We start from the raw sequence: 20,531 nt of genomic DNA, 5'->3' as shown, positions 1-20,531 counted from the left end.
CCCGGAGTGATCCGGGCGGCGTTTTTCATGCGTGCAGTGGCGCGTACTGCGGCAAGCCAGACGCCTGTCGTTCAGAGCTCGACAGCATCCACACCTTCCAACAGTTTCCTCAGCAGTTTTTCCAGACGCACCTGCTCTGCCTCGCTCATGCAGGCAGTTTCTGCATTCAACAGCGTGCAGGCATCGGGAAGCAGACTGTTGATCAAGGCCAGGCCTGCCGGCTGCAACGTCAGCACGATCTTGCGCCGATCGTCGGGGCTGCTGCCGCGCGCGATCAAGCCCTTTTCGCAGAGCTGATCGGTGAGCCGGGTGATGTTGGCCGGCTTCTCGCTGGCCGCTTCGGCCACTTCGGTAGGCGTGATCGCCTGCTCCGGCGTGCCGTAGAGCATCATCAGAATTTCGTATTCCGGTGGACTGATCCCATACGGCTTGAGCGTTATACAGCCCTGCGTATGCAGCCGCTTGTAGAGATGCTTGATCAACCTCACCAGGACAGCCGGCTCCCGTGGGAACGCCGGGTAACGCACGCAGGTGTGGTCCACGCGACTTGCGGTTGGATCGAAACTACTCATATCACCCGTTTGATTACATTACTGAATGGCCAAGCCATTCAATCACATCATCTGCGGGGTGACATCTCAGCGAGCGAAGAGATGTGCATATTCCGGCGCGACCCAAGCCAACAATGTGGAGGCAGCGACATCGGCGGTCTGCGTGCCATCCGAATACGGCCCCACCTGATACGGCGGAAACACGAACCGTAGCGCAGTGATCTGCCCTGCCGGGTTCAGTACCGGCACGAACTGCGCAAAGTTGTCGACCTGTGCCGCGGTGCCTTCGGCAATCATGCGATCGGCCGAGGCCACCTGTTCGGCCTGCTCCTCGACCGGTACGCGATCGGCTTCCACGCGCTGGGCGGCAGCGTTGTGCAACTGCGCGGCGACCTCGCGTGCGATCTTTTCCCAGCCCGCCGGGTCGGGAATCAGCGCCTGCGCCGTCAATTGCTTGCGCTCCTTGACCAACCAGACGAAGCGCGCCACCAGCGGCTCGCCATGCGCGCCGCCGGTGTAGCGGCTGCCATCGGCAGACACCACGATCAGATCGGCAGTCTGCAGCACGGTCTCGAACGCCAGCGACAGCTCATAGGGTGCGGCCGGTTTGTCGTTACCAAGACCAGAGACGGCTTCCATCAGTTCGGTGCGCGCGTCCTGCGAATAGCTGCGGATCAGCGCGGCCAGTTCCGGGTACGCATCCAGCCCACGTGGATAGCTGATGCCGACCATATAGGCAGGCGCATGCTCGATCACATCTTCCAATGGGCCGCTCTGGACGACAACGGGCTCCGGAGGCGGCACCGCTTGCGCTGTTGCGTCCGCTGCCGGCTCCGTCGTTTCTGCCGTTGTAGGTGCGCGCTGTGTACACCCCGCCAGCAGAGCCAGCATCAGCACGCCCCGCATTCCATTCACTGCAAACAACCGCCCCATCCCACCTGCCCCTCATCGAAGTCACGCTGCAAAGACACGCTGCCGGCGATCAGGCCAGCAGATCCTGAAACTGTTGATGCCGACGTACATACGCCTCGGCGTAGCTGCACTCGGGTACGACCTTCCACCCCGCCTGGCGCGCGTAATGCAAAGCGGCCTCGACCAGCACGGCAGCGATACCGCGCCCACCGATCGCCTCCGGCACATGCGTATGCGTGATGGTCATGCGCTCGCCCTCAAGACGGTAGGCCAGTTCGGCGCGTTGTCCATCGGTGTCTACGCTGAAGCGTTGCTGGGTCGGATCGTGTTCTGCCTGCACTGTCGCGGCCTCCATCATGGTCTGCGTCTGGCAGTGAATGTGGCGATGAGTGTGACCAGCGCGGCGCCGCGCCTGCGTGAAAATGAATCGATGCTGTGACACGTAGCGCAGCGCGTCGAAGGCGCACTTAAGTTCGTTCGCGTAGCGCCGATAGCTGAGCCGAAGGCATTCGCTGCGCATGGCCGGCTGGCACGGGTTGCCGGCCATCTGCCGACGTCTTCGCCTTACCTACGAGGAGTCACCGCATGAACAACGATTCGGCAGGACACAGCACAGACAGCGATAGCTCGTTGCTGGAGGGCTTGTTCCAGTTCGCCATCAACGGCGATACCCACAACCCGGACTTCGCGCAGCTCAACGATACGGTGTACGAGCGCTTGCAGCAGGCCTACGGCAGCACTGCCGTTGCCGACCAGGAACGCAACGCGGCCTGAGCCACGCGTCGCGTTAACCGCCAGGGCCAATCGCATCAGTGGCCCTGGCCGGTTGCCTCAGGCAACCCCGCCATCAACATTTCCGATCACCGCCGCGCCACCTGATGGCCACGCCGTCCTTCGGCAATCCGGCTCAATCGACGCGCTCAACCGACGCGCTTATCCGAAGCGCGGATTGGACAGCTGCTCCAGAAACACCTGCCACACCCGCGGCTCCATGATCAGCATGAACATCACACCGAAGGCCGCACCGGCCAGATGCGCGCTGTGGTTGATGCGATCGCCGCCACGGCGGTCCATCCATAAGCTGTAGCCCACGTAGAACACCGCATAGATGATCGCCGGCGCCGGAATGAACAGCACCAGGATGATCGTCCACGGCTTGAGCAGGATGAAGGCGAACAACACCGCCGACACCGCGCCGGAGGCGCCCAGGCTGAGGTAATTGGGGTTCTTCTGATTCTTCAGATAGCTGGGCAGGATCGACACCACCAGCGCGCTCAGATAGAACAGCGGATAGGTCAGCACGCTGCCGCTCAGCCGCGTCATCACGTCTTCGATGTACCGGCCGAAGAAGAACAGCGTGATCATGTTGAAGACCAGATGGCCCAGGTCGGCATGGATGAAGCCGTAGGTCACCAGGCGGTCGTATTGCTTTTGCTTGTCCAGCGCCGGCGGCCACAGCACCAGCCGGTCGGCCAGCTTGCGGTTGTTGAACGCCATCCACGAGACGATGCCGGTGATGGCGATCAGGATCAGGGTAATCATGCGGACCTCAGGCAGAACGGTAATTGTCGACCATGCGATACCGGCGTGCGTACAGGCCGAAGGCCAGTGCCGCCAGAAACGCGAAGGCCGCGAAGAAGAACATCAAAAATGCCGCTTCGCTGAGTCCAGTATCGGCGATATGCGCGGTCACCGTCTCGTTGCGCACCGCCACGTTCGACAACAGCACCCAGAGATTGCCCACCGTGGTGGTCAGGTACCAGAAGCTCATCACCACGCCCTTCATCGACGGCGGCGCCTGGCTATAAGCGAATTCGATACCGGTGGCCGACACCAGCACCTCGCCAAAAGTCAGCAGCGCGTACGGCAGAATCTGCCAGGCGATATGCATCGGCTCGCCACCATCCATGCCGATCTGGATGGCGCCGACCGCGATCCAGGCCAGGCCGCTGAAGGCGATGCCGCAGGTCATGCGCCGCAGCGCTGTCGGCTCCCAGCCGCCACGGCGCAATAGCGGATACAACACCAGATTGTTGAACGGAATCAGCAGCATCACCAGCAGCGGATTGAGCGCCTGCATCTGCGAGGCGGTGAACCAGGCCGGCATCGTCATCTCGCGTCCCTGCAGCACCCAGGTCGAGGCCTTCTGGTCGAACAGCGAGAAGAACGGCGTCACCAGCGCGAAGATCACCAGCACCCGCAGCAACGCACGCACGCCTTCGACCGCGGTATCGGGATGGATACCGCGTGCACGCTCCAGCTGCCACCAGGTGCCGCCACCGATGCCCGCCAGCAGCAACACCAGCGCCATGCACAGGCAGATGACGATGCCGAGCTGTTCGACCAGCGCGAAGCAGGCCAGCGCCAGCAGTACCGACACCACTGCCAGCATCAGGCCGGGACGGCCCTGCCCCGGCGCATGCGCCAGCAAAGCGGTGCGCATCACCGCACCGAAGCCATGCGGATCCTTCGGTGGCAGCGGCACCCGCACGTAACGCTTGCGGCCCAGCCAGAACACCAGCGTGGCCACGAACATCAGTATGCCGGGAATGCCGAACGCCCACGCCGGGCCCAGATGTTTCAGCGCCAGCGGAATCAACAACGAAGCGAACAACGAGCCGAAGTTGATGATCCAGTAAAAGGCGTCGAAGACCACCTTGGCCCGGTGCTTGTTGGACTGGTCGAACTGGTCGCCCATGAACGAGGCCACCAGCGGCTTGATGCCGCCCGCACCCAATGCGATCAGCCCCAGCCCGACGAAAAATCCGTTGCGGCTGCCTTCGAACAGCGCCAGGCACGCATGGCCGGCGCAGTACACCAGGCTGAACCACACAATGGTGTTGTATTTGCCGAAGAAGCGATCGGCCAACCAGCCACCGAGCAGCGGAAAGAAAAACACCCCGATCATGAAGCTGTGCAGGATGTGCTTGGCCTCGGCCTCACGGCCGGGCCCGCCGACTTCCTGCAACAGCAGCGAGGTGATCAGGAACTGCACCAGGATGTTGCGCATCCCGTAGAAGCTGAAACGCTCGCAGGCCTCGTTGCCGATGATGAAAGGAATCTGGCGCGGCAGCCGCGCCCCGGCAGTAGAGCCCGGCAAGGTGGTAGTGGTCAAAGGCAGTCCGGTCGAGCAGAAAACACGCGCTATCGTACCGGCGGCTGCGGGTTGGCCGCCATCGCGACCATTGGATAAGGCATCGGTGTAGGACGTTGCATGCGTCGACCCCGCTGCGGCCGTTGCTACGGTCGTGGCTCGGTTCGGAAAGTCGTCCGGCCAGGCGCATGCTGAAAAACACGTATCGAAACCCCGCCGCCAAGCCGATCACGCACAAGTCATGACGCAGTGCAGATTGGCCTGCTGCGCCGGCTCGGCTACATTGCAAACGTTTTCCTGGAACACTGGACCGCTGGATGCCCCGCTTCACCCGCCTGGCCCTGAGCCTGTTGCTGCTGACCACCGCCCCCGCCGCACTGGCCGCCGAACCGCTGACCACCCAGGCCGAGCGCAGCGGCTTTGCGCAAACCGGACGCTACGATGAAGTCATCGCACTGTGCGATGCCTTCGCCCAGCGCTACCCGCAGGCGGTGCGCTGCATCGAGTTCGGCACCACCCCGGAAGGCCGGCTGATGAAGGCGCTGATCGTCTCCACCAGCGGCGCGCTGGATGCGGCCAGTGCCGCGCAGCGCAAGTTGCCGGTGGTGCTGGTGCAAGGCGGCATCCATGCTGGAGAGATCGACGGCAAAGATGCGGGCTTTCTGGCACTGCGCGAATTGCTGGACGGCAAAACCGGCAAAGGCGTGCTCGACAAACTGGTCTGGGTATTCGTGCCGGTGTTCAACGTCGACGGACACGAACGCTTCGGCGCCTGGAACCGCCCCAATCAACGCGGCCCCGAACAGATGGGCTGGCGCACCACCGCGCAGAACCTCAATCTCAATCGCGACTACCTCAAGGCCGACGCGCCCGAAATGCAGGCGATGCTGCGGCTGGTGCAGCAGTGGGATCCGTTGATGTATGTGGACCTGCATGTCACCGATGGCGCCAAGTTCGAACACGATGTCTCGGTGCAGGTGGAGCCGGTGCATGCCGGCGATGCCATGCTGCAACGCGACGGTACGCGCTGGCGCGATGCGGTGATTGCCGATCTGGCCAAACAGGGCTCGCTGCCGCTGCCGTATTACCCCTCGTTCGTGCACGAAGACGACCCGACCTCCGGCTTTGCCGACGACGTGTCGCCGCCGCGTTTTTCGCATGGCTATTTCCTACTGCGCAACCGCTTCGGCATGCTGGTGGAAACGCATTCGTGGAAGACCTACCCGGTGCGTGTGCGCGTCACCCGCAACGCGATCGTGTCAGTGCTGCAGCAGACCGCGCGCAACGGTGCGAAGTGGCGCGCCGATGCGCTGGCGGCCGATCAGCGTGCCACCAAACTGGCTGGCGAAATGGAGCCGTTGAGCTTCGCTGCCGGCCCGGCCGCACGCACTGTTGCCTTCCGCGGCTACGCCTACACGCGCACGCCTTCGCCGATTTCCGGCGCGTTGATGACGCGCTACGACGAGACCAAACCGCAGATCTGGAAGGTGCCGTTACGCGATCAGATCACCCCCGACGTGGTGATCGATGCGCCACGCGGCGGCTATCTGGTGCCTGCCGCGCAGGCCGCGCTGGTGGCGGAAAAACTACGCCTGCACGGCATCGCCTTCGACACCATCGCCACTGCAGGCGCGTATCCGGTGCAGAGCTTCCGGGCCGACAAGGCAACGTTTGCCGCACGCTCCAATGAAGGCCATCAGAACCTGGAGATCACCGGGCAGTGGCGCGATGAAACCCGCAGCGTACCGGCCGGCTCGTTGTTCGTCCCGATCGCCCAGGCCAGGTCGCGCCTGGTGATGGCGATGCTGGAACCGCAGGCGCCAGATTCGCTGCTGCAGTGGGGTTTGTTCAACACCGCATTCGAGCGCAAGGAATACATGGAGGACTACGTCGCCGAGGATGTCGCCCGCGACATGCTCGAACGCGACCCGGCAGTGAAGGCGCAATTCGAACAACGCCTGGCCAGCGATGCCGCCTTCGCCGCCGACCCGAAGGCAAGGCTGGAATTCTTCGCCCGCCTGCATTCCTCCTGGGACGAGCGCTATCGCTTGTATCCGGTGTTGCGCACGGCACAGACGCAGTTCTGATACCGCGCTCGATTACGGCAACCCCCTGACTCGGCGCGCACGCGCGCCATTCGAACTTGGGCACTGCGGTGCCCTCCCCTGATTGCAACCGCACCACAAGGACCACCACGTGCCACACCCCGATATGAAAACGTTTACACGCGCCACGCCGCGCCGTCTCGCGCTCGCCATTGCACTCGGCATGAGCGTCGCGTTTGCCGCCCCGCTCAGCGCACAACCCGCCGCTGCAGCGCAGCCGTGGATGGACACCGCGTTGACTGCGGACCAGCGCGCCGACCGCCTGCTGGCGCAGATGAGCGAAGACGAAAAATTCCAGATGCTGCGCAGCTACTTCGGCCTGGGCACCGACAAGATTCCCAAGCCCGAAGGCGCGCTGGGCTCGGCCGGCTACGTGCCCGGCATCCCGCGCCTGGGCATCCCGGCGCAGCAGCTGGCCGACGCTGGCGTGGGCGTGACCAATCCGGGCGGCATTCGCAAGGGCGACTTCGCCACTGCGATGCCATCCGGCCCGTCCACGGCATCGAGCTGGAATCCGCAGCTGGCCTATGCCGGCGGCAAGACCATGGGCCGCGAATCCTGGCAGCAAGGCTTCAATGTCTTGCTGGCCGGCAGCGTCAACCTGCAGCGCGACCCGCGCAACGGGCGCAATTTCGAATATGCCGGCGAAGACCCGCTGCTGGCCGGCACCATGGTCGGCGAATCGATTCGCGGCGTGCAGAGCGAGCACGTGCTGTCGACGATGAAGCACTTCGCGCTCAACGATATGGAAACGCGGCGCAACTTCCATAGCGCCGAGATCGGCGAGCAGGCGATGCACGAATCGGACCTGCTGGCGTTCGAGATCGCATTGAAGATCGGCGACCCCGCATCGGTGATGTGCTCCTACAACAAGATCAACGGTATCTACGGCTGCGAGCACGATTACCTGCTCAACCAGGTGCTCAAGCAGGAATGGAAATACCCCGGCTACGTGATGTCCGATTGGGGCGGCGTGCACAGCGGCTCCAAGGCGGCGTTGGCCGGGCTGGATCAGCAATCGGCCGGCGAAGTATTCGATGCGGCAGTGTTCTTCGATGCCCCGTTGCGCATGGCGGTGTCGGCCGGCGTGGTGCCGCGCGCGCGCTTCGACGATATGGTCAAGCGCGTGCTGCGCAGCCTGTTCGCGCATGGCGCGTTCGATCACCCAACCCAGCGCCAGCCGATCGATGGCAAGGCCGGGCTGCTGGCCGCGCAACATGTCGCCGAAGAAGGCAGCGTGCTGCTGCGTAACGAGCAGGCGACCCTGCCGTTGTCCAAGGATGTGCGCCGCATCGCGGTGATCGGTGGGTACGCCGACAAGGGCGTGATGTCCGGCGGCGGTTCCTCGCGGGTGGACTACACCATCAACGGCGGCAACGCGGTGCCCGGCCTCACCCCGACCACCTGGCCCGGCCCGGTGATCATCCATCCGTCCTCGCCGTTGCAGGCGCTGCGCGCCGCATTGCCGAATGTGCAGATCGATTATGTCGACGGCAAGGACCGCGCTGCCGCAGCACGCGCGGCCAAGGCCGCCGATGTGGCCATCGTGTTCGCCACCCAATGGGCAGCCGAATCGGTGGACCTGCCGGACATGCAACTGCCCGACAACCAGGACGCACTGATCGAAGCGGTGGCCAAGGCCAACCCCAAGACCACCGTGGTGCTGGAAACCAACGGCCCGGTGCGCATGCCGTGGGCCGAACGCGTGCCGGCGGTGTTGCAGGCGTGGTATCCGGGTATCGGCGGAGGCGAGGCGATCGCCAACCTGCTGACAGGCGCCGTCAATCCGTCCGGCCATCTGCCGGTGACCTGGCCGGTGGACGAATCGCAGCTGCCGCGCCCGTCGATTCCGGGCCTGGGCTTCAAGCCGGCCAAGCCGGGCGAAGACAGCATCGACTACGCCATCGAAGGTGCCAATGTCGGCTACAAGTGGTTCGCCGCGCGCAAGCTGACCCCGCGTTACCCGTTCGGCCACGGCCTGTCGTACACCCAGTTCCGCATGGGCGAGCTGCGCGTGGAGGCCAACGGCAGCAAGCTCACGGCGACCTTCGAAGTGGAAAACATCGGCCCGCGCGAAGGCGCCGCCGTGCCGCAGCTCTACGTCACCTTGCCCGACGGCCACGCCACCCCACTGCGCCTGATCGGCTGGCAGAAGCTCACGCTCAAGCCTGGCGAAAAGCGCAACGTGCAGGTGATCGCTGAACCCAAGACGCTGGCCGACTTCGATGCCAAGGCACGTCACTGGAACATCGCGGCCGGCACCTACCGCGTGCAGTTGGCGCGTTCGGCAAGCGAACCGGTGCAGAGTGCGGAGGTCACGTTGCAGGCGGCGCAACTGCCGTAATCCGGCGTCGCGGCGGGCGTGCATTGCGCGCGTCCGCCACGCCGTCTTCTCACGTCGCCGGCAGGCGCCAGCGATCAGGAAAAAATTGTGCGAGATGCGTTGACAGCTTCATGCGCAACTTGCACAATTCGCCTCCTGAGTCGCCCAGGTGGCGGAATTGGTAGACGCACTAGCTTCAGGTGCTAGCGGGGGCAACTTCGTGGAGGTTCGAGTCCTCTCCTGGGCACCACGACTCACGGTAGATCGTAAAAAACCTCGCTCGGGCGGGGTTTTTTGCGTTTGGTCCATACGATTGGACGATGGTCTGTCGGCATTGCTGAGCATGCCGATAGGCAGCGCCAGGACTGCGCTGGCAGTGACTTTCGACACGCGACCACCTGTTGCGGCTTTGGCGACGATGCTTGACGCCCTCACGACCGCAGCACGCTCCATGCGCACCCTCCTCTGGCTTGCCTTGCTAGCTGCCGTTTTCAGCCCGAATGCACGGGCAGACCAGACCGACAAGCACGATGCTCCTCGCCATCGCGCGCATGTGTCTTCGCACCAATGCGGTCTCAGCACGCCGTTCAATGTGCTCGCCGACAGCGGCGGTATCTGGCTTTACCGCGACAGCGATTGGCCGCGCGAAATTTTCTTCCACGGCGGCGGACTGAGCATCGACCACAAGGTGCAGCAGATCAGTGCGGCCGATGCACGACGCTTGTGGGAGATGGAGCAGCAGACCCGCGCACTGATGCCGCAGGTCGCCGGCATTGCGCACGACGTGATCGACCTCAGTTACGACGCACTCGGCGGTGTCATCGAGGTCATGACAGGCAGCGCGCTCAATGCCCGCAAGATCGAGAGGCTGCGCAAACGCGCAAGCGCCTATGTCGATGGCACTCTGGGCAAAGGGCGTTGGGATCAGAAGGCATTCGGCGGCAACTTCGCGAACTACGTCGAACATGAAGCCGAAGAGTTCAAAGGCAGCATCGCGCGCCATATGCTCTGGCAGATCGTCACTGGGCGCTCGGACGGAATCGACAAACGCGCCCAGCAGATGGAAGGCCAACTGGATGCAAGGCTCGACGCCCAAGCATCCACCATCGAGGCCAACGCAAACGCGCTTTGCACACACGTGCAAGCATTGCACCAGTTACAAGACGCGCTTGAGTTCCGCTATCAAGGCAAGCCGCTGCAAATGCTTGCACCGCTGCAGCAATACAAGTCGCGCAATGACACCGGGAATTCAGGATCCCCATCCGACAACGGCGACGCACCGCCGGACAAGGCAATCGAAGTGCAACCGATAACGAACTGATGATGTCTTACGCAATCGGCTCAGGCACATCATTGATTGCCAGGCGTGGCAGATATGCTCTTGATGGTCTGCCTGATGGCGCTCGAACGGATGAGATCCCCATTTGCCTCATATGCCTCGGCAAGGCTGTCCAGCGCATTGCTGGACGTTGGAAACAGCAGCACATTCAGTGCAAACACACGAATCGCCGCTTCTGCGCCGAGATTGGACAGAACGGTGTAGCCCGTCGTGTTGACCACAGCCTCGAGTTGATTCAGGGGGATGCTGTTGTCGGCACGCAGCGCATCAGCCACCAGCTGCGTGTCGTGATCGACAGGCGACTGCAGCGCAAAGGCAATGAGCTTCTCCGACACGGCTTCGGCAGGAAAAGTCTGTGGCGCGATGGTGGCCATGATGCTGTCGACCAGCACCCTGGACCACACACCACGCGCGCTGCCATTGGTCAGGTAAAGGATGGTGTAGCCATCGTCATCCAGAGAACCGGCGAACAGCAGCCGCACTCTCACCATCGCGCCGCCATCATGACCAACATACTGGTAGGCATCACTTGCCCCACGCTCCCAGCCGCTGGCAAACCAGCCACGCCGTCCGTTGGGCAACACCTGCGGTTGCCAGAGCTGTTGCAGCGTTGCCTTGCCGACTAATTTCCCGGTACGTATCGCGTCCATGAAGATGGCCAGATCGTCGATGCCGGTGTACAGCTCGGCATGCCCGAGGGCGTAATCGGGCCAGGCGATCTCTGGCTGTTTCTGCAGCGTTCCGTCTTTGCCAACGTAAGCACTGACCACCTCATCAGCCGGTAATCGGGAGCGTCCGAGGAAGGTATGCGCCAGCTGTAACGGCTCGATGATCCGCTCGGACACGATCTGCGAATACGGCTTGCGGTAATGCGCCTGGAGCAGCTGCGACAGCACCAGATAATTGGTGTTGATGTAGCGCGTGTCGCTGCCGGGTGGAAAGAGCAACGGTTGCCTGCCCAGCGCCGCAAGGACGGCGTGCGCAGTTGCAGGAAACGATGCGTTGGCCTCCGGCGAGCCGCTCATTTGCTCCTGGGTAAAGTACTCGGGCAACCCGGAGGTGTGGTTGAGTAGCTGGCGCACCGTGATCTTGTTCCAGCGCTGCGGCAACTCTGGCAAGTAGACCCGTGCAGGTCGATCCAGATCGATCTGGTCAGCTTCGACCAGCTGCATGATCAGCGTGCTGACCAACAGCTTGCTTACCGAGAACACTGGAAAGATCTGCTCGCGCGTGACCGGCTGTTGGCTATCGAGATCGGCAAGCCCATCGCCACCGCGAAACAGCAGCTTCCCGTTGTGGGCGACGTACACGGCCTGACCCACGATGCCGTAGCGCTGCCGATTGAGCTGCATCTGCTGCATTACGTTGTCGGCCAATGCATCGGCCGCCGCGATCAACGGCAAACACAGCGACAGAAGGAGCACAGTCTGCAACAGACGTCCCATCGCCGTCGCTGCAGGTTGTAACTCACGATGACGATGGACCTCTTGATCCAGCGTGAGCCTGCCTTGGCGCTGCATCGCATCCATGAGGCAGAAGGACTGCGGTAAACCGGTCTTAGAAGGCGTCACTGCCATTGGACTGCTCCCACTTGGAGAGCGTCAGTCTAGTGGGTGTTGACAGGCACAGCACGATTATTAGAGCGGCTCACAAACCTTAGCGAGCGACCGACTAGTGGTGGGTGAGCACAGTGGTTTTGTCAGCTGCCTTTCATTGGATGCAGTCAGAAGCCACGTCAAATACGGCGTCGGTCAAGGCCGCGATGCCCTCACCGCTCCAAACGGTTTGCTGGTTGCTTTGAGAAGCGCTACGCACACCGACCATCTCGACTGGTCCTTGCCCGCCCACCGTCGCGGGACCTTACGCGGCATGGATGCCGCGTAAGAGCCTACACGGACGTACTTGCGGCGTGTCCCGCGAGGGTGGGCGGGCAAGGGCCCTGCAGCCAACTCACAAATCATCCGCTCTGCAGTAGAAAAGCGTGTAGTCGTTTTCTTAGCCGCTCGTAATACAGCTGCGCCCTTGTCACCCGCGCTCAATGCCCACCAGCAGCCGCAGCACCACCGGCACCCGCACCAAACGGCGGTTTGGCCAGCCACAGGAAGAAGATGATCGCCAGGAACGTCCAGCCGAGCAGGTAGAAGATGTCGTTGAAGCCCATCTGCGAGGCCTGGTGGTTGATCATGTTGTTGAGCGAGGCCGCGCCGCGTTGCAGGTCGCCCTGCCCCATTGCGGCGACCTGTTCCTGCATGCCCGGCGTGTACACCGAAATGTGCTCGGTGATGTGCGCGTGGTGCACCTGGGTGCGACGTGCCCACAGATAGGTGGTCAACGATGCGGCAAAGCTGCCGCCCAAGGTGCGCAGGAAGGTGGCAAGGCCCGAGCCTGCCGCGATCTCGCGCCCGTCCAGATCCGACAGCAGAATCTGCAGCACCGGCATGAAGAACAACGCCACGCCCACGCCCATCACCAACTGCACGGTGGCCACGTGATTGAAGTCCACCTGCAGGTTGAAGTTGGAGCGCAGGAAGCTGGTGAACGACAGAAAGATGAAGGCCACGGTGGCGAGCATGCGCAGATCGAACCGCAGCGCGTACTTGCCCACAAATGGCGTCATCAGCACCGGCAGGATGCCGATCGGCGCGGTGGCCAGGCCAGCCCAGATCGCCGTGTAGCCCATGTCGCGCTGCAGCCATTGCGGGATCAGCAGACTCACACTGAAGAACGCCGCATACGCCACCACCATCGCTAATGTCCCGGCGCGAAAATTGCGATGCCGGAACAGCTTGAGATCGACGATGGGGTCCTTGTCGGTGAGCTCCCAGATCACGAATATCACCAGCGCCACCGCAGCGACGCAGGCCAGCACCACGATCTTGTCGGAGGAGAACCAATCCTCGTCGTTGCCCAGATCAAGCACCAGCTGCAGCGCGCCGACACCAACCACTAGCAGGATCAGACCGATGTAATCCATGCGCGGCTTTTCAAGTTGCTCGGGGCGATGGCGCAACTGCGAACCCACGATGCTGCTGGCGATGATGCCTAGCGGCACGTTGATCAGAAAGATCCATTCCCAACTGTAGTTGTCGGTGATCCAGCCGCCCAGGATCGGGCCGGCGATCGGTGCCACCACGGTGATCATCGCCAGCAAGGCGAGCGCCTGCCCGCGTTTTTCGCGTGGATAGATCGACACCAGCAGACTCTGGGTGATCGGGTACATTGGCCCGGCAACAAATCCCTGCAGCGCACGCGACACCACCAGCATGCCCATGCTCTGGGCCAGCCCGCATAGCAACGAAGCAACGGTGAAGGCCAGTGTCGACCACACGAACAACTTGGTCTCGCCAAAACGCCGACTCAGCCAACCGGTCAGCGGCAAGGCAATCGCGGTGCTGACCGCAAACGAGGTGATGACCCAGGTGGCCTGCTGCGAACTGGCACCGAGATTGCCGGCGATGGTCGGCAACGACACGTTGGCGATGGTGGTGTCCAGCACCTGCATGAACGAGGCCATCGCCAGGCCCACGGTGCACAACGCCACGCTCGCCGGGCGAAAGCCGGCGGCGGGCGCAGGCGCCGAGGGGCCGCCGGGCGCGGTGGGAGCTTGCGAAGACATGCTGGCTTAGCCCGCCTTGGAAACAGCCTGCGCGGGCAGGTTGTCCTGGATGATGCGTTGGATATCCGCGTCGGCAGCCTGCAACTGCTGCGCATACACGTCGGTGGAAAATACCGCGCCGTTGGCGAACTTGGTCGGCAACACGCTGCCCTGCTGATCGTGCAGATTGACCTCGACCTTCATCGACAAGCCAATGCGCAAGGGATTGCCGGCCAGTTGCTTGGCATCCACCGCAATGCGCACCGGCACGCGCTGCACGATCTTGATCCAGTTGCCACTGGCGTTTTGCGCCGGCAACAGCGAGAACGCGCTGCCGGTGCCCAGGCCCAGGCTTTCGATCCGGCCGGTGTAGTTCACGCCGCCGCCGTACAGATCCGAATGCAATTCCACCGGCTGGCCCAGACGCATGTGCTTGAGCTGAGTTTCCTTGAAATTGGCTTCCACCCACACCTGCTCCAGCGGCACCACCGCCATCAGCACGCTACCGGGCTGCACACGCTGGCCGAGCTGCGCCGAACGACGCGCCACGTAACCGGACACCGGCGCAATCACACCGGTGCGCGCATGGTTGAGATAAGCTTGACGCAGCTGCGCGGCAGCCGTCTGCACGTCTGGCTGATTCGCCACCGCGCTGTCATCCACCAATGCGCGATTACGCTCGAAGCTCTCGCGCGAACCGCTCACCGCCGCTTCGGCCGCAGCGAGTTCTTCGCGGGCATGCGCCAGTTCTTCGTTGGAAATCGCGCCGCTGGCCGCCAGATCCTTACGCCGTGCGAAGTCGGCGCGTGCACTGCGCAACGTGACCTCGCGCGAGGACAATTCGGCCTGCGCGCCTTCCACACTGCGATACAGACCGCGCACCTGACGCACGGTCTTGGCCAGGTTGGCTTCGGCCTGCTGCAAGGCGACGGCAGTATCGGCCGGGTCCAGCTGCACCAGCAACTGGCCGCGCTCCACGCGCATGCCGTCTTCGGCGCCGATGCTGACCACGGTGCCGCCCACCATCGGGGTGATCTGCACCTGGTTGCCCTGCACATACGCGTCGTCGGTGTCTTCGTGCCAGCGGCCGACCAGGAAGTACCACACCACAAGACCGATGATCGCCAGGATCACCACAATGGCCACGATGCGCAGCGCCGCACGGCGCTTGCTGGGCGCGGCCGGCGCAGGTTGGGAAGAAGTTGCAGTCGTCTGGCTCATCGTTGCTGTCTCAGGAATTCGGTTGTGCGGAAGTGGTCGCGGCGTGTGCGGTGTCGCGCGCAGGTTCCGGCGTGAATCCGCCGCCCAAGGCGCGCTGCAACCTCACCGAGGCCAACAGTTGTTGCGATTGCAGGCTGGCCATGCGCTGGCGTGCGAGCAGCAATTGCTCCTGCACGCTGAGCACTTCCAGATAGCTGCCGATGCCGGCGCGGTAGCGCTGTTGTGCGAGATCGAAGGCGGCAGTGACGGTCTGCACTGCCTCGTCCTGCGAGCGTGCGCGCTGCTCCAGCGAACGCACTGCGTTGACCTGGTCGGCCACCTCGCGCAGCGCATCGAGCACCTTCTGGTTGTAGTCGGCCACCGCCAGGTCGTATTGCGCATCGCTGCCGGCCAGATTGGCGCGCAGCTTGCCGCCATCGAAGATCGGCAAGCTCAAGGCCGGGGCGACCACGCCAAACAGCGATGCACTTTCCAGCAACTGGCCGACATCCCGGTTCACCAGCCCGCCCAACGCGGTGATGTTGAAGCTGGGATAGAAGCGCGTCTTGGCGACCGCAATGTTTTTATCTGCCGCTTCAACGCGCCAGCGCGCGGCGACCACATCGGGGCGATGACCCAACAACTCGGCCGGCAATGCACTTGGCAATTGCAGCGCGCCTGCGCTGCTCAAGGTGGGGCGCGCGATATCCAGCCCGCGGTCCGGGCCCTGCCCGACCAACGCGGCCAACGCCGTGCGCGCTTCGTCGATCTGCTGCTGCGCCGATTGCAGCTGCTGTTGCGCAGCCGGCACGCGTGCCTGCGACTGACGCACCTGCAATTCACTATCGATGCCGGCGCCGCGACGTTGCCGAGTCAAATCCAGGGTCTTCTGCGCGCGCATCAGCTCATCGTTGGCCACATCGTGCAAACGCCACGCGTAATCGAGCTGGGCATAGGCTTCGGCGATCGCCGCCGACAGGTTCAAACGTGCCGCCTGCGCATCCACATCGGCCGCATGCGCCTGGTCCACTGCGGCTTCCCAGGCGGCGCGCTTGCCGCCCCACAGGTCCACGCCGTAGCGGAAATCCAGCACTACCTGGCCGTTGCCGCCGAACTTGCCGCCGCGTTCCTCGCCCACCACCGATTCGGGCAACTGCACGCCGGCATAGCCACCGGACACCGACAGGCTCGGGCCGCGGTCGGCCTGCGCGGTGCCGATGCCTGCCTGCGCCTGGCGCAGGCGCGCATCGGCCGCCGCCAGGCTGGGGCTGCGCTGCAGGCCTTCGGCAATCAGCGCGTTCAATTGCGGATCGCCCAAGGCGCGCCACCAATCGCTGGCCGGCCACGCCGCCGGGCTCAGGGTGGTTTGCGCCAGCATGCGCTCGGCATGCAGCGCGCCCGGTTCCAGCACGGCACCTTGCGGGGCCAGACCACGACTGCTGGCGCAGGCGGCCAATGCCAGCGTCAAGGCGGTCAGCACAAGCGGCCGCGCAAAGCGCGTTGAGCGCAGGCGCAACATCTGGATCGAGGAACTAGCAGCGTTCATGAGTTGAGTGCATCGCGGACACGGATGAGAAGAGAGGTGAGTTGTTCGCGCTCGGGCGCGGCCAGATCGCGCAGACCGTGCTCGATGGCGCGTTCGCCGCGCAGCTTCAGGCGCTCCCACAAGGCCACGCCCTGTTCGGTCATGACGATCTGCAGCGCGCGCCGGTCTTGCGCATGCGGCTCCCGCCGCACTGCGCCCAGCGCTTCAAGCTTGTCGAGCAGCCGGGTCACCGCGCTCGGGGTCTGGTCCAACGCAAGCGCCAGTTCGTTGGCCGTACACGGCGAACGCACTGCCAGAATCTTCAAGCCGACGTAGTGGCTGAAACCGAAGTCGGGCAGTTCGCCCTTCATCTCGGCATCGAGCTGCCGCATCAGCGCGTCGCGCACCTGGCGCAGCAACAAGCCGAACGACGGCGAGGTGGAGGAGAGATCGTTCATGGCCGGCTATTTTCTTCCGGAATATATATTTGTCAATGCAAATATGTCGAAAGGGATTAAACCGCCTGCAAGGATCGCCACGATACGCGCGGGTCTGCCTGGCCTGGTAATACAATTGCGCCAATGACTATCGAAAACCCGCCAACGACGGTCGATGCCTTGCCTCCGGGCGTGCGCGCCAGCTTCGAGTGGGCCGATGGTCCGGAAGTGATCGCTTTTTTGGCCGATCTGCATGCGGTATGGGCGCCGGAGACCGCCCCGCACGCGCATGTGCGCGGCCAGCTGATGTATGTGGAGCACGGCGTGCTGACCGTGCATACCGAACAGGGCACCCTCTCATTGCCGCCGGGCTGCGCCGGCTGGATGCCGCCCGGCCAGCAGCACACCGTGGAGCTGGCCGGGCCGATGCGCGGCTGGGGCGTGGTGGTGCGGCCGGATGTCTGTGCCGCCCTGCCCGCCCAGGGCGGCGTGATTCGCCTGACCGGGCTTGCGCGCGAAGTCATCATGCGCGCAGCAGGCTGGCCGCTGGACCAGCCGCTGGATGCCGCCCGGCAACGGCTGGCCGCCGTGCTGCTGGACGAGCTGTGCCAGGTGCAGATCGACCACCTGCACCTGCCGATGCCAGCCGACCGCCGGCTGCTGCGCATCGCCCGTCAGTTGCTCGACACCCCCGCCGACCCGCGCCCGCTGGATGCCTGGGCCGATTGGGGCGGGCTGTCGCCGCGCAGCCTGAGCCGGCACTTCCGCAGCGAGACCGGGCTGAGTTTCGCGCAGTGGCGGCAGCAGGCCAGGCTCGCCGAAGGCCTGCGGCGCTTGAGTCAGGGCAGCGCGGTGGCACAGGTCGCCGACCAGCTCGGCTACAGCAGCCCCAGCGCTTTCGTCAGCGTGTTCCACCGCCATTTCGGCGCCCCGCCCACGCGTTATCTGGCCGGTGGCCACGCGCGCGGCTTGGCATCCCCCGCCGCATCCGGATAATCGGCGCTCTTCGAGCTCGCGCCTGGCGCGCGGGTTCCTCTTTCGTAGGACCTGGCTTCGCAATGACCGATCTGACCCGCCCCACCTTCCATGGCTTCGAGCAGCTGCCGCTGCGCGAGTACGCCGAACGCGCCTACCTCGACTATTCGATGTACGTGGTGCTCGACCGCGCCCTGCCGTTCCTGGGTGACGGCTTGAAGCCGGTGCAGCGGCGCATCATCTTCGCGATGAGCGAGCTGGGCCTGAACGCCGCCGCCAAGCCGAAGAAATCCGCACGCACCGTGGGCGATGTGATCGGTAAGTACCATCCGCACGGCGACAGCGCGTGCTACGAAGCGCTGGTGCTGATGGCGCAGCCGTTTTCGTACCGTTACCCGCTGATCGAAGGCCAGGGCAACTTCGGTTCCACCGACGATCCGAAGTCGTTCGCGGCGATGCGCTACACCGAATCCAAGCTGACCCCGATCGCCGAAGTGCTGCTGGGCGAAATCAGCCAAGGCACCACCGATTGGGCCGCCAACTTCGACGGCACCCTGGAAGAGCCGACCTGGCTGCCGGCGCGCCTGCCGCACCTGCTGCTCAACGGCACCACCGGCATTGCGGTGGGCATGGCCACCGACGTGCCGCCGCACAACCTCAACGAGATCGTCAGCGCGCTGCTGCGCCTGCTCGACAACCCCGATGCCACGGTCGCCGAACTGTGCGAGCACGTGCTCGGCCCGGACTACCCGACCACCGCCGAAATCATCACCCCGGTGGCCGACCTGCGCGCCATCTACGAGACCGGCCATGGCAGCGTGCGTGCGCGCGCCACCTACAAGAAAGAACACGCGAACATTGTCATCGACGCGCTGCCGTACCAGGTCTCGCCGTCCAAGGTGATCGAGCAGATCGCCCAGCAGATGCGCGCCAAGAAGCTGCCGTGGCTGGAAGACATCCGCGACGAATCCGACCACACCAGCCCGGTGCGGGTAGTGCTGGTGCCGCGCTCCAACCGCGTCGATGCCGAGCAGTTGATGGGCCACCTGTTCGTCACCACCGACCTTGAGCGCAGCTACCGCGTCAATCTCAATGTGATCGGCCTGGATGGCCGGCCGCAGGTGAAGAATCTGCGCCAGTTGCTGAGCGAGTGGCTGACCTTCCGCAGCGATACCGTCACCCGCCGCCTCAACCATCGCCTGCAAAAGGTCGAGCGCCGCCTGCACCTGTTGGAAGGCTTGTTGATCGCCTTCCTCAACCTGGACGAAGTGATCCGCATCGTCCGCAGCGAGGACGAACCCAAGCCGGTGTTGATGGCCAAGTTCGCACTCAGCGAGGAACAGGCCGAATACATTCTGGAAACCAAGCTGCGCCAGCTGGCGCGCCTGGAAGAAATGAAGATCCGCGGCGAGCAGGAAGCCCTCGCCAAGGAACGCGCGCAGATCCTAGCCATTCTCGAAAGCAAGACCAAGCTGAAGAAGCTGATCAAGGACGAACTGACCGCCGATGCCAAGAAGTTCGGCGACGCACGTCGCTCGCCACTGGTGCAGCGTGGCGCGGCGCAGGCGATCGACGAAACGGAGATGGTCGCCAGCGAACCGATGACCGTGGTGTTGTCGGAAAAGGGCTGGGTGCGCGCGGCCAAGGGCCACGAAGTGGATCCGGCCGGCATGTCCTACCGCGATGGCGACAGCCTGCTGGCCGCAGTGCGCAGCCGCAGCACCCATCAAGTGGCGTTCCTGGATTCGGAAGGCCGCGCCTACTCCACCGCAGTGCACACCCTTCCCTCGGCGCGAGGCAATGGCGAGCCGTTGACCGGGCGGTTCTCGCCCGCTTCCGGCGCGTCGTTCCAGGTCATGGCCAGCGCCGACAACGCCACCCGCTTCGTGCTGGCCTCATCGCACGGCTATGGCTTCGTCACCCGCTTCGAAAACCTCACCGGTCGCAACAAGGCCGGCAAGGCGATGCTCAATCTGACCACCGGCGCGCAAGTGCTCACGCCGGCGCAAGTGATCAACCCGCAGAGCGATCGCATTGTCGCGGTCACCAGCGCCGGCAATCTGCTGGCGGTGGCGGCCAGCGATGTGCCTGAGCTGGACAAGGGCAAAGGCAACAAGATCATCGAGATCCCCAAGGCCAAGCTCGGCACCGAGCGCGTGGTGGCGGTGGTGGCGGTGGCGCCGGGCAACACGCTGCTGGTACGCAGCGGAGCACGCACCATGAGCCTGTCGTTCAAGGATCTGGATACGTATGTGGGCGCGCGTGCGAGCCGCGGGGCGTTGTTGCCGCGCGGGTGGCAGAAAGTAGATGGGCTGGAAGTGCAGTAACGCTTGTTCACCTAAGCGGCGCGCGGCGGCGCGTTCGATGCTGTCGTCGCGCCCTCGATTAGTTCGGCTTGGAACATCCAAACGACGCTGAAGTTCAAGCTCTGCGTCGTCTTGAGAGGTCATCGAACGGTGCGGATGCGTCGGTTGT

General features: G+C 63.9%; 16 protein-coding genes and 1 tRNA gene. 7 read left to right on the top strand and 10 right to left on the bottom strand.

Going from position 1 to position 20,531, the window contains the following annotated elements; genetic code table 11:
• Nucleotides 1-71: 71 nt before the first annotated feature.
• The 3 genes from AC1KVG_RS10865 to AC1KVG_RS10855 all read right to left on the bottom strand — a co-directional run bounded on the left by AC1KVG_RS10865 (nucleotide 72) and on the right by AC1KVG_RS10855 (nucleotide 1,821).
• The gene (locus AC1KVG_RS10865) at nucleotides 72-572 is read right to left on the bottom strand and encodes a MarR family winged helix-turn-helix transcriptional regulator (RefSeq protein WP_115038071.1); all 501 of its coding nucleotides are present in this window, start codon (nucleotides 570-572) and stop codon (nucleotides 72-74) included.
• A gap of 66 nt (nucleotides 573-638) precedes the next feature.
• On the bottom strand, nucleotides 639-1,484 hold the full coding sequence (locus AC1KVG_RS10860; protein WP_481094412.1) for a DUF3298 and DUF4163 domain-containing protein: 846 nt from the start codon (nucleotides 1,482-1,484) through the stop codon (nucleotides 639-641).
• A gap of 49 nt (nucleotides 1,485-1,533) precedes the next feature.
• Nucleotides 1,534-1,821, bottom strand: a complete 288-nt coding sequence (locus AC1KVG_RS10855; RefSeq protein WP_115038067.1) for a GNAT family N-acetyltransferase — start codon at nucleotides 1,819-1,821, stop codon at nucleotides 1,534-1,536.
• Between the two features lie 227 nt (nucleotides 1,822-2,048).
• On the opposite strand from AC1KVG_RS10855, the gene AC1KVG_RS10850 reads away from it, so the two are divergent.
• Nucleotides 2,049-2,237: a hypothetical protein gene (locus tag AC1KVG_RS10850; RefSeq protein WP_006450869.1), complete on the top strand. Its 189-nt coding sequence runs from the start codon at nucleotides 2,049-2,051 to the stop codon at nucleotides 2,235-2,237.
• Between the two features lie 159 nt (nucleotides 2,238-2,396).
• Here AC1KVG_RS10850 and AC1KVG_RS10845 read toward each other — a convergent pair whose 3' ends face one another.
• Together AC1KVG_RS10845 and AC1KVG_RS10840 are read right to left on the bottom strand one after the other, a co-directional pair.
• On the bottom strand, nucleotides 2,397-3,005 hold the full coding sequence (locus AC1KVG_RS10845; protein WP_006450868.1) for a rhomboid family intramembrane serine protease: 609 nt from the start codon (nucleotides 3,003-3,005) through the stop codon (nucleotides 2,397-2,399).
• 7 nt (nucleotides 3,006-3,012) lie between these two features.
• The gene (locus AC1KVG_RS10840) at nucleotides 3,013-4,578 is read right to left on the bottom strand and encodes a POT-type proton-dependent oligopeptide transporter (protein WP_481094411.1); all 1,566 of its coding nucleotides are present in this window, start codon (nucleotides 4,576-4,578) and stop codon (nucleotides 3,013-3,015) included.
• Nucleotides 4,579-4,874: 296 nt separating this feature from the next.
• On the opposite strand from AC1KVG_RS10840, the gene AC1KVG_RS10835 reads away from it, so the two are divergent.
• From AC1KVG_RS10835 to AC1KVG_RS10820, 4 genes are all read left to right on the top strand, one after another.
• Nucleotides 4,875-6,644 carry a M14 family metallopeptidase gene (locus AC1KVG_RS10835; protein WP_481094410.1) on the top strand — a complete coding sequence of 590 codons (1,770 nt, stop codon included), beginning with the start codon at nucleotides 4,875-4,877 and terminating at the stop codon, nucleotides 6,642-6,644.
• 181 nt (nucleotides 6,645-6,825) lie between these two features.
• Nucleotides 6,826-9,006 (top strand): beta-glucosidase family protein, encoded by a 2,181-nt coding sequence (locus AC1KVG_RS10830; protein ID WP_481094517.1) that lies wholly within the window; start codon nucleotides 6,826-6,828, stop codon nucleotides 9,004-9,006.
• A 142-nt stretch (nucleotides 9,007-9,148) separates the two neighbouring features.
• A tRNA-Leu gene (locus tag AC1KVG_RS10825) sits at nucleotides 9,149-9,235 on the top strand.
• 201 nt (nucleotides 9,236-9,436) lie between these two features.
• Nucleotides 9,437-10,306 carry a DUF2884 family protein gene (locus AC1KVG_RS10820; protein WP_481094409.1) on the top strand — a complete coding sequence of 290 codons (870 nt, stop codon included), beginning with the start codon at nucleotides 9,437-9,439 and terminating at the stop codon, nucleotides 10,304-10,306.
• 29 nt (nucleotides 10,307-10,335) lie between these two features.
• Here the strand turns inward: AC1KVG_RS10820 and AC1KVG_RS10815 are convergent, their stop codons facing one another.
• The 5 genes from AC1KVG_RS10815 to AC1KVG_RS10795 all read right to left on the bottom strand — a co-directional run bounded on the left by AC1KVG_RS10815 (nucleotide 10,336) and on the right by AC1KVG_RS10795 (nucleotide 17,102).
• On the bottom strand, nucleotides 10,336-11,901 hold the full coding sequence (locus AC1KVG_RS10815) for a serine hydrolase domain-containing protein (RefSeq protein ID WP_481094408.1): 1,566 nt from the start codon (nucleotides 11,899-11,901) through the stop codon (nucleotides 10,336-10,338).
• 458 nt (nucleotides 11,902-12,359) lie between these two features.
• Complete coding sequence (locus tag AC1KVG_RS10810; protein ID WP_115038057.1) at nucleotides 12,360-13,940, bottom strand: DHA2 family efflux MFS transporter permease subunit; 1,581 nt, start codon at nucleotides 13,938-13,940, stop codon at nucleotides 12,360-12,362.
• Nucleotides 13,941-13,946: 6 nt separating this feature from the next.
• Nucleotides 13,947-15,140, bottom strand: a complete 1,194-nt coding sequence (locus AC1KVG_RS10805; RefSeq protein WP_115038055.1) for an HlyD/EmrA/EmrK family protein — start codon at nucleotides 15,138-15,140, stop codon at nucleotides 13,947-13,949.
• Between the two features lie 10 nt (nucleotides 15,141-15,150).
• On the bottom strand, nucleotides 15,151-16,638 hold the full coding sequence (locus AC1KVG_RS10800; protein ID WP_481094516.1) for an AdeC/AdeK/OprM family multidrug efflux complex outer membrane factor: 1,488 nt from the start codon (nucleotides 16,636-16,638) through the stop codon (nucleotides 15,151-15,153).
• A gap of 23 nt (nucleotides 16,639-16,661) precedes the next feature.
• Entirely contained in the window at nucleotides 16,662-17,102 is a 441-nt protein-coding gene (locus AC1KVG_RS10795) for a MarR family winged helix-turn-helix transcriptional regulator (RefSeq protein ID WP_006453275.1), read from the bottom strand.
• Nucleotides 17,103-17,225: 123 nt separating this feature from the next.
• Between AC1KVG_RS10795 and AC1KVG_RS10790 the strand changes: the two genes are divergently transcribed.
• Entirely contained in the window at nucleotides 17,226-18,077 is an 852-nt protein-coding gene (locus AC1KVG_RS10790) for an AraC family transcriptional regulator (protein WP_481094407.1), read from the top strand.
• Between the two features lie 62 nt (nucleotides 18,078-18,139).
• Complete coding sequence (gene parC / locus AC1KVG_RS10785; RefSeq protein ID WP_023903461.1) at nucleotides 18,140-20,383, top strand: DNA topoisomerase IV subunit A; 2,244 nt, start codon at nucleotides 18,140-18,142, stop codon at nucleotides 20,381-20,383.
• Nucleotides 20,384-20,531: the final 148 nt, after the last annotated feature.

This window comes from Xanthomonas sp. NCPPB 3959, assembly GCF_056675575.1.
The sequence above is the reverse complement of the archived record's forward strand: the minus strand, read 5'-3'. Positions and strand labels throughout refer to the sequence as shown.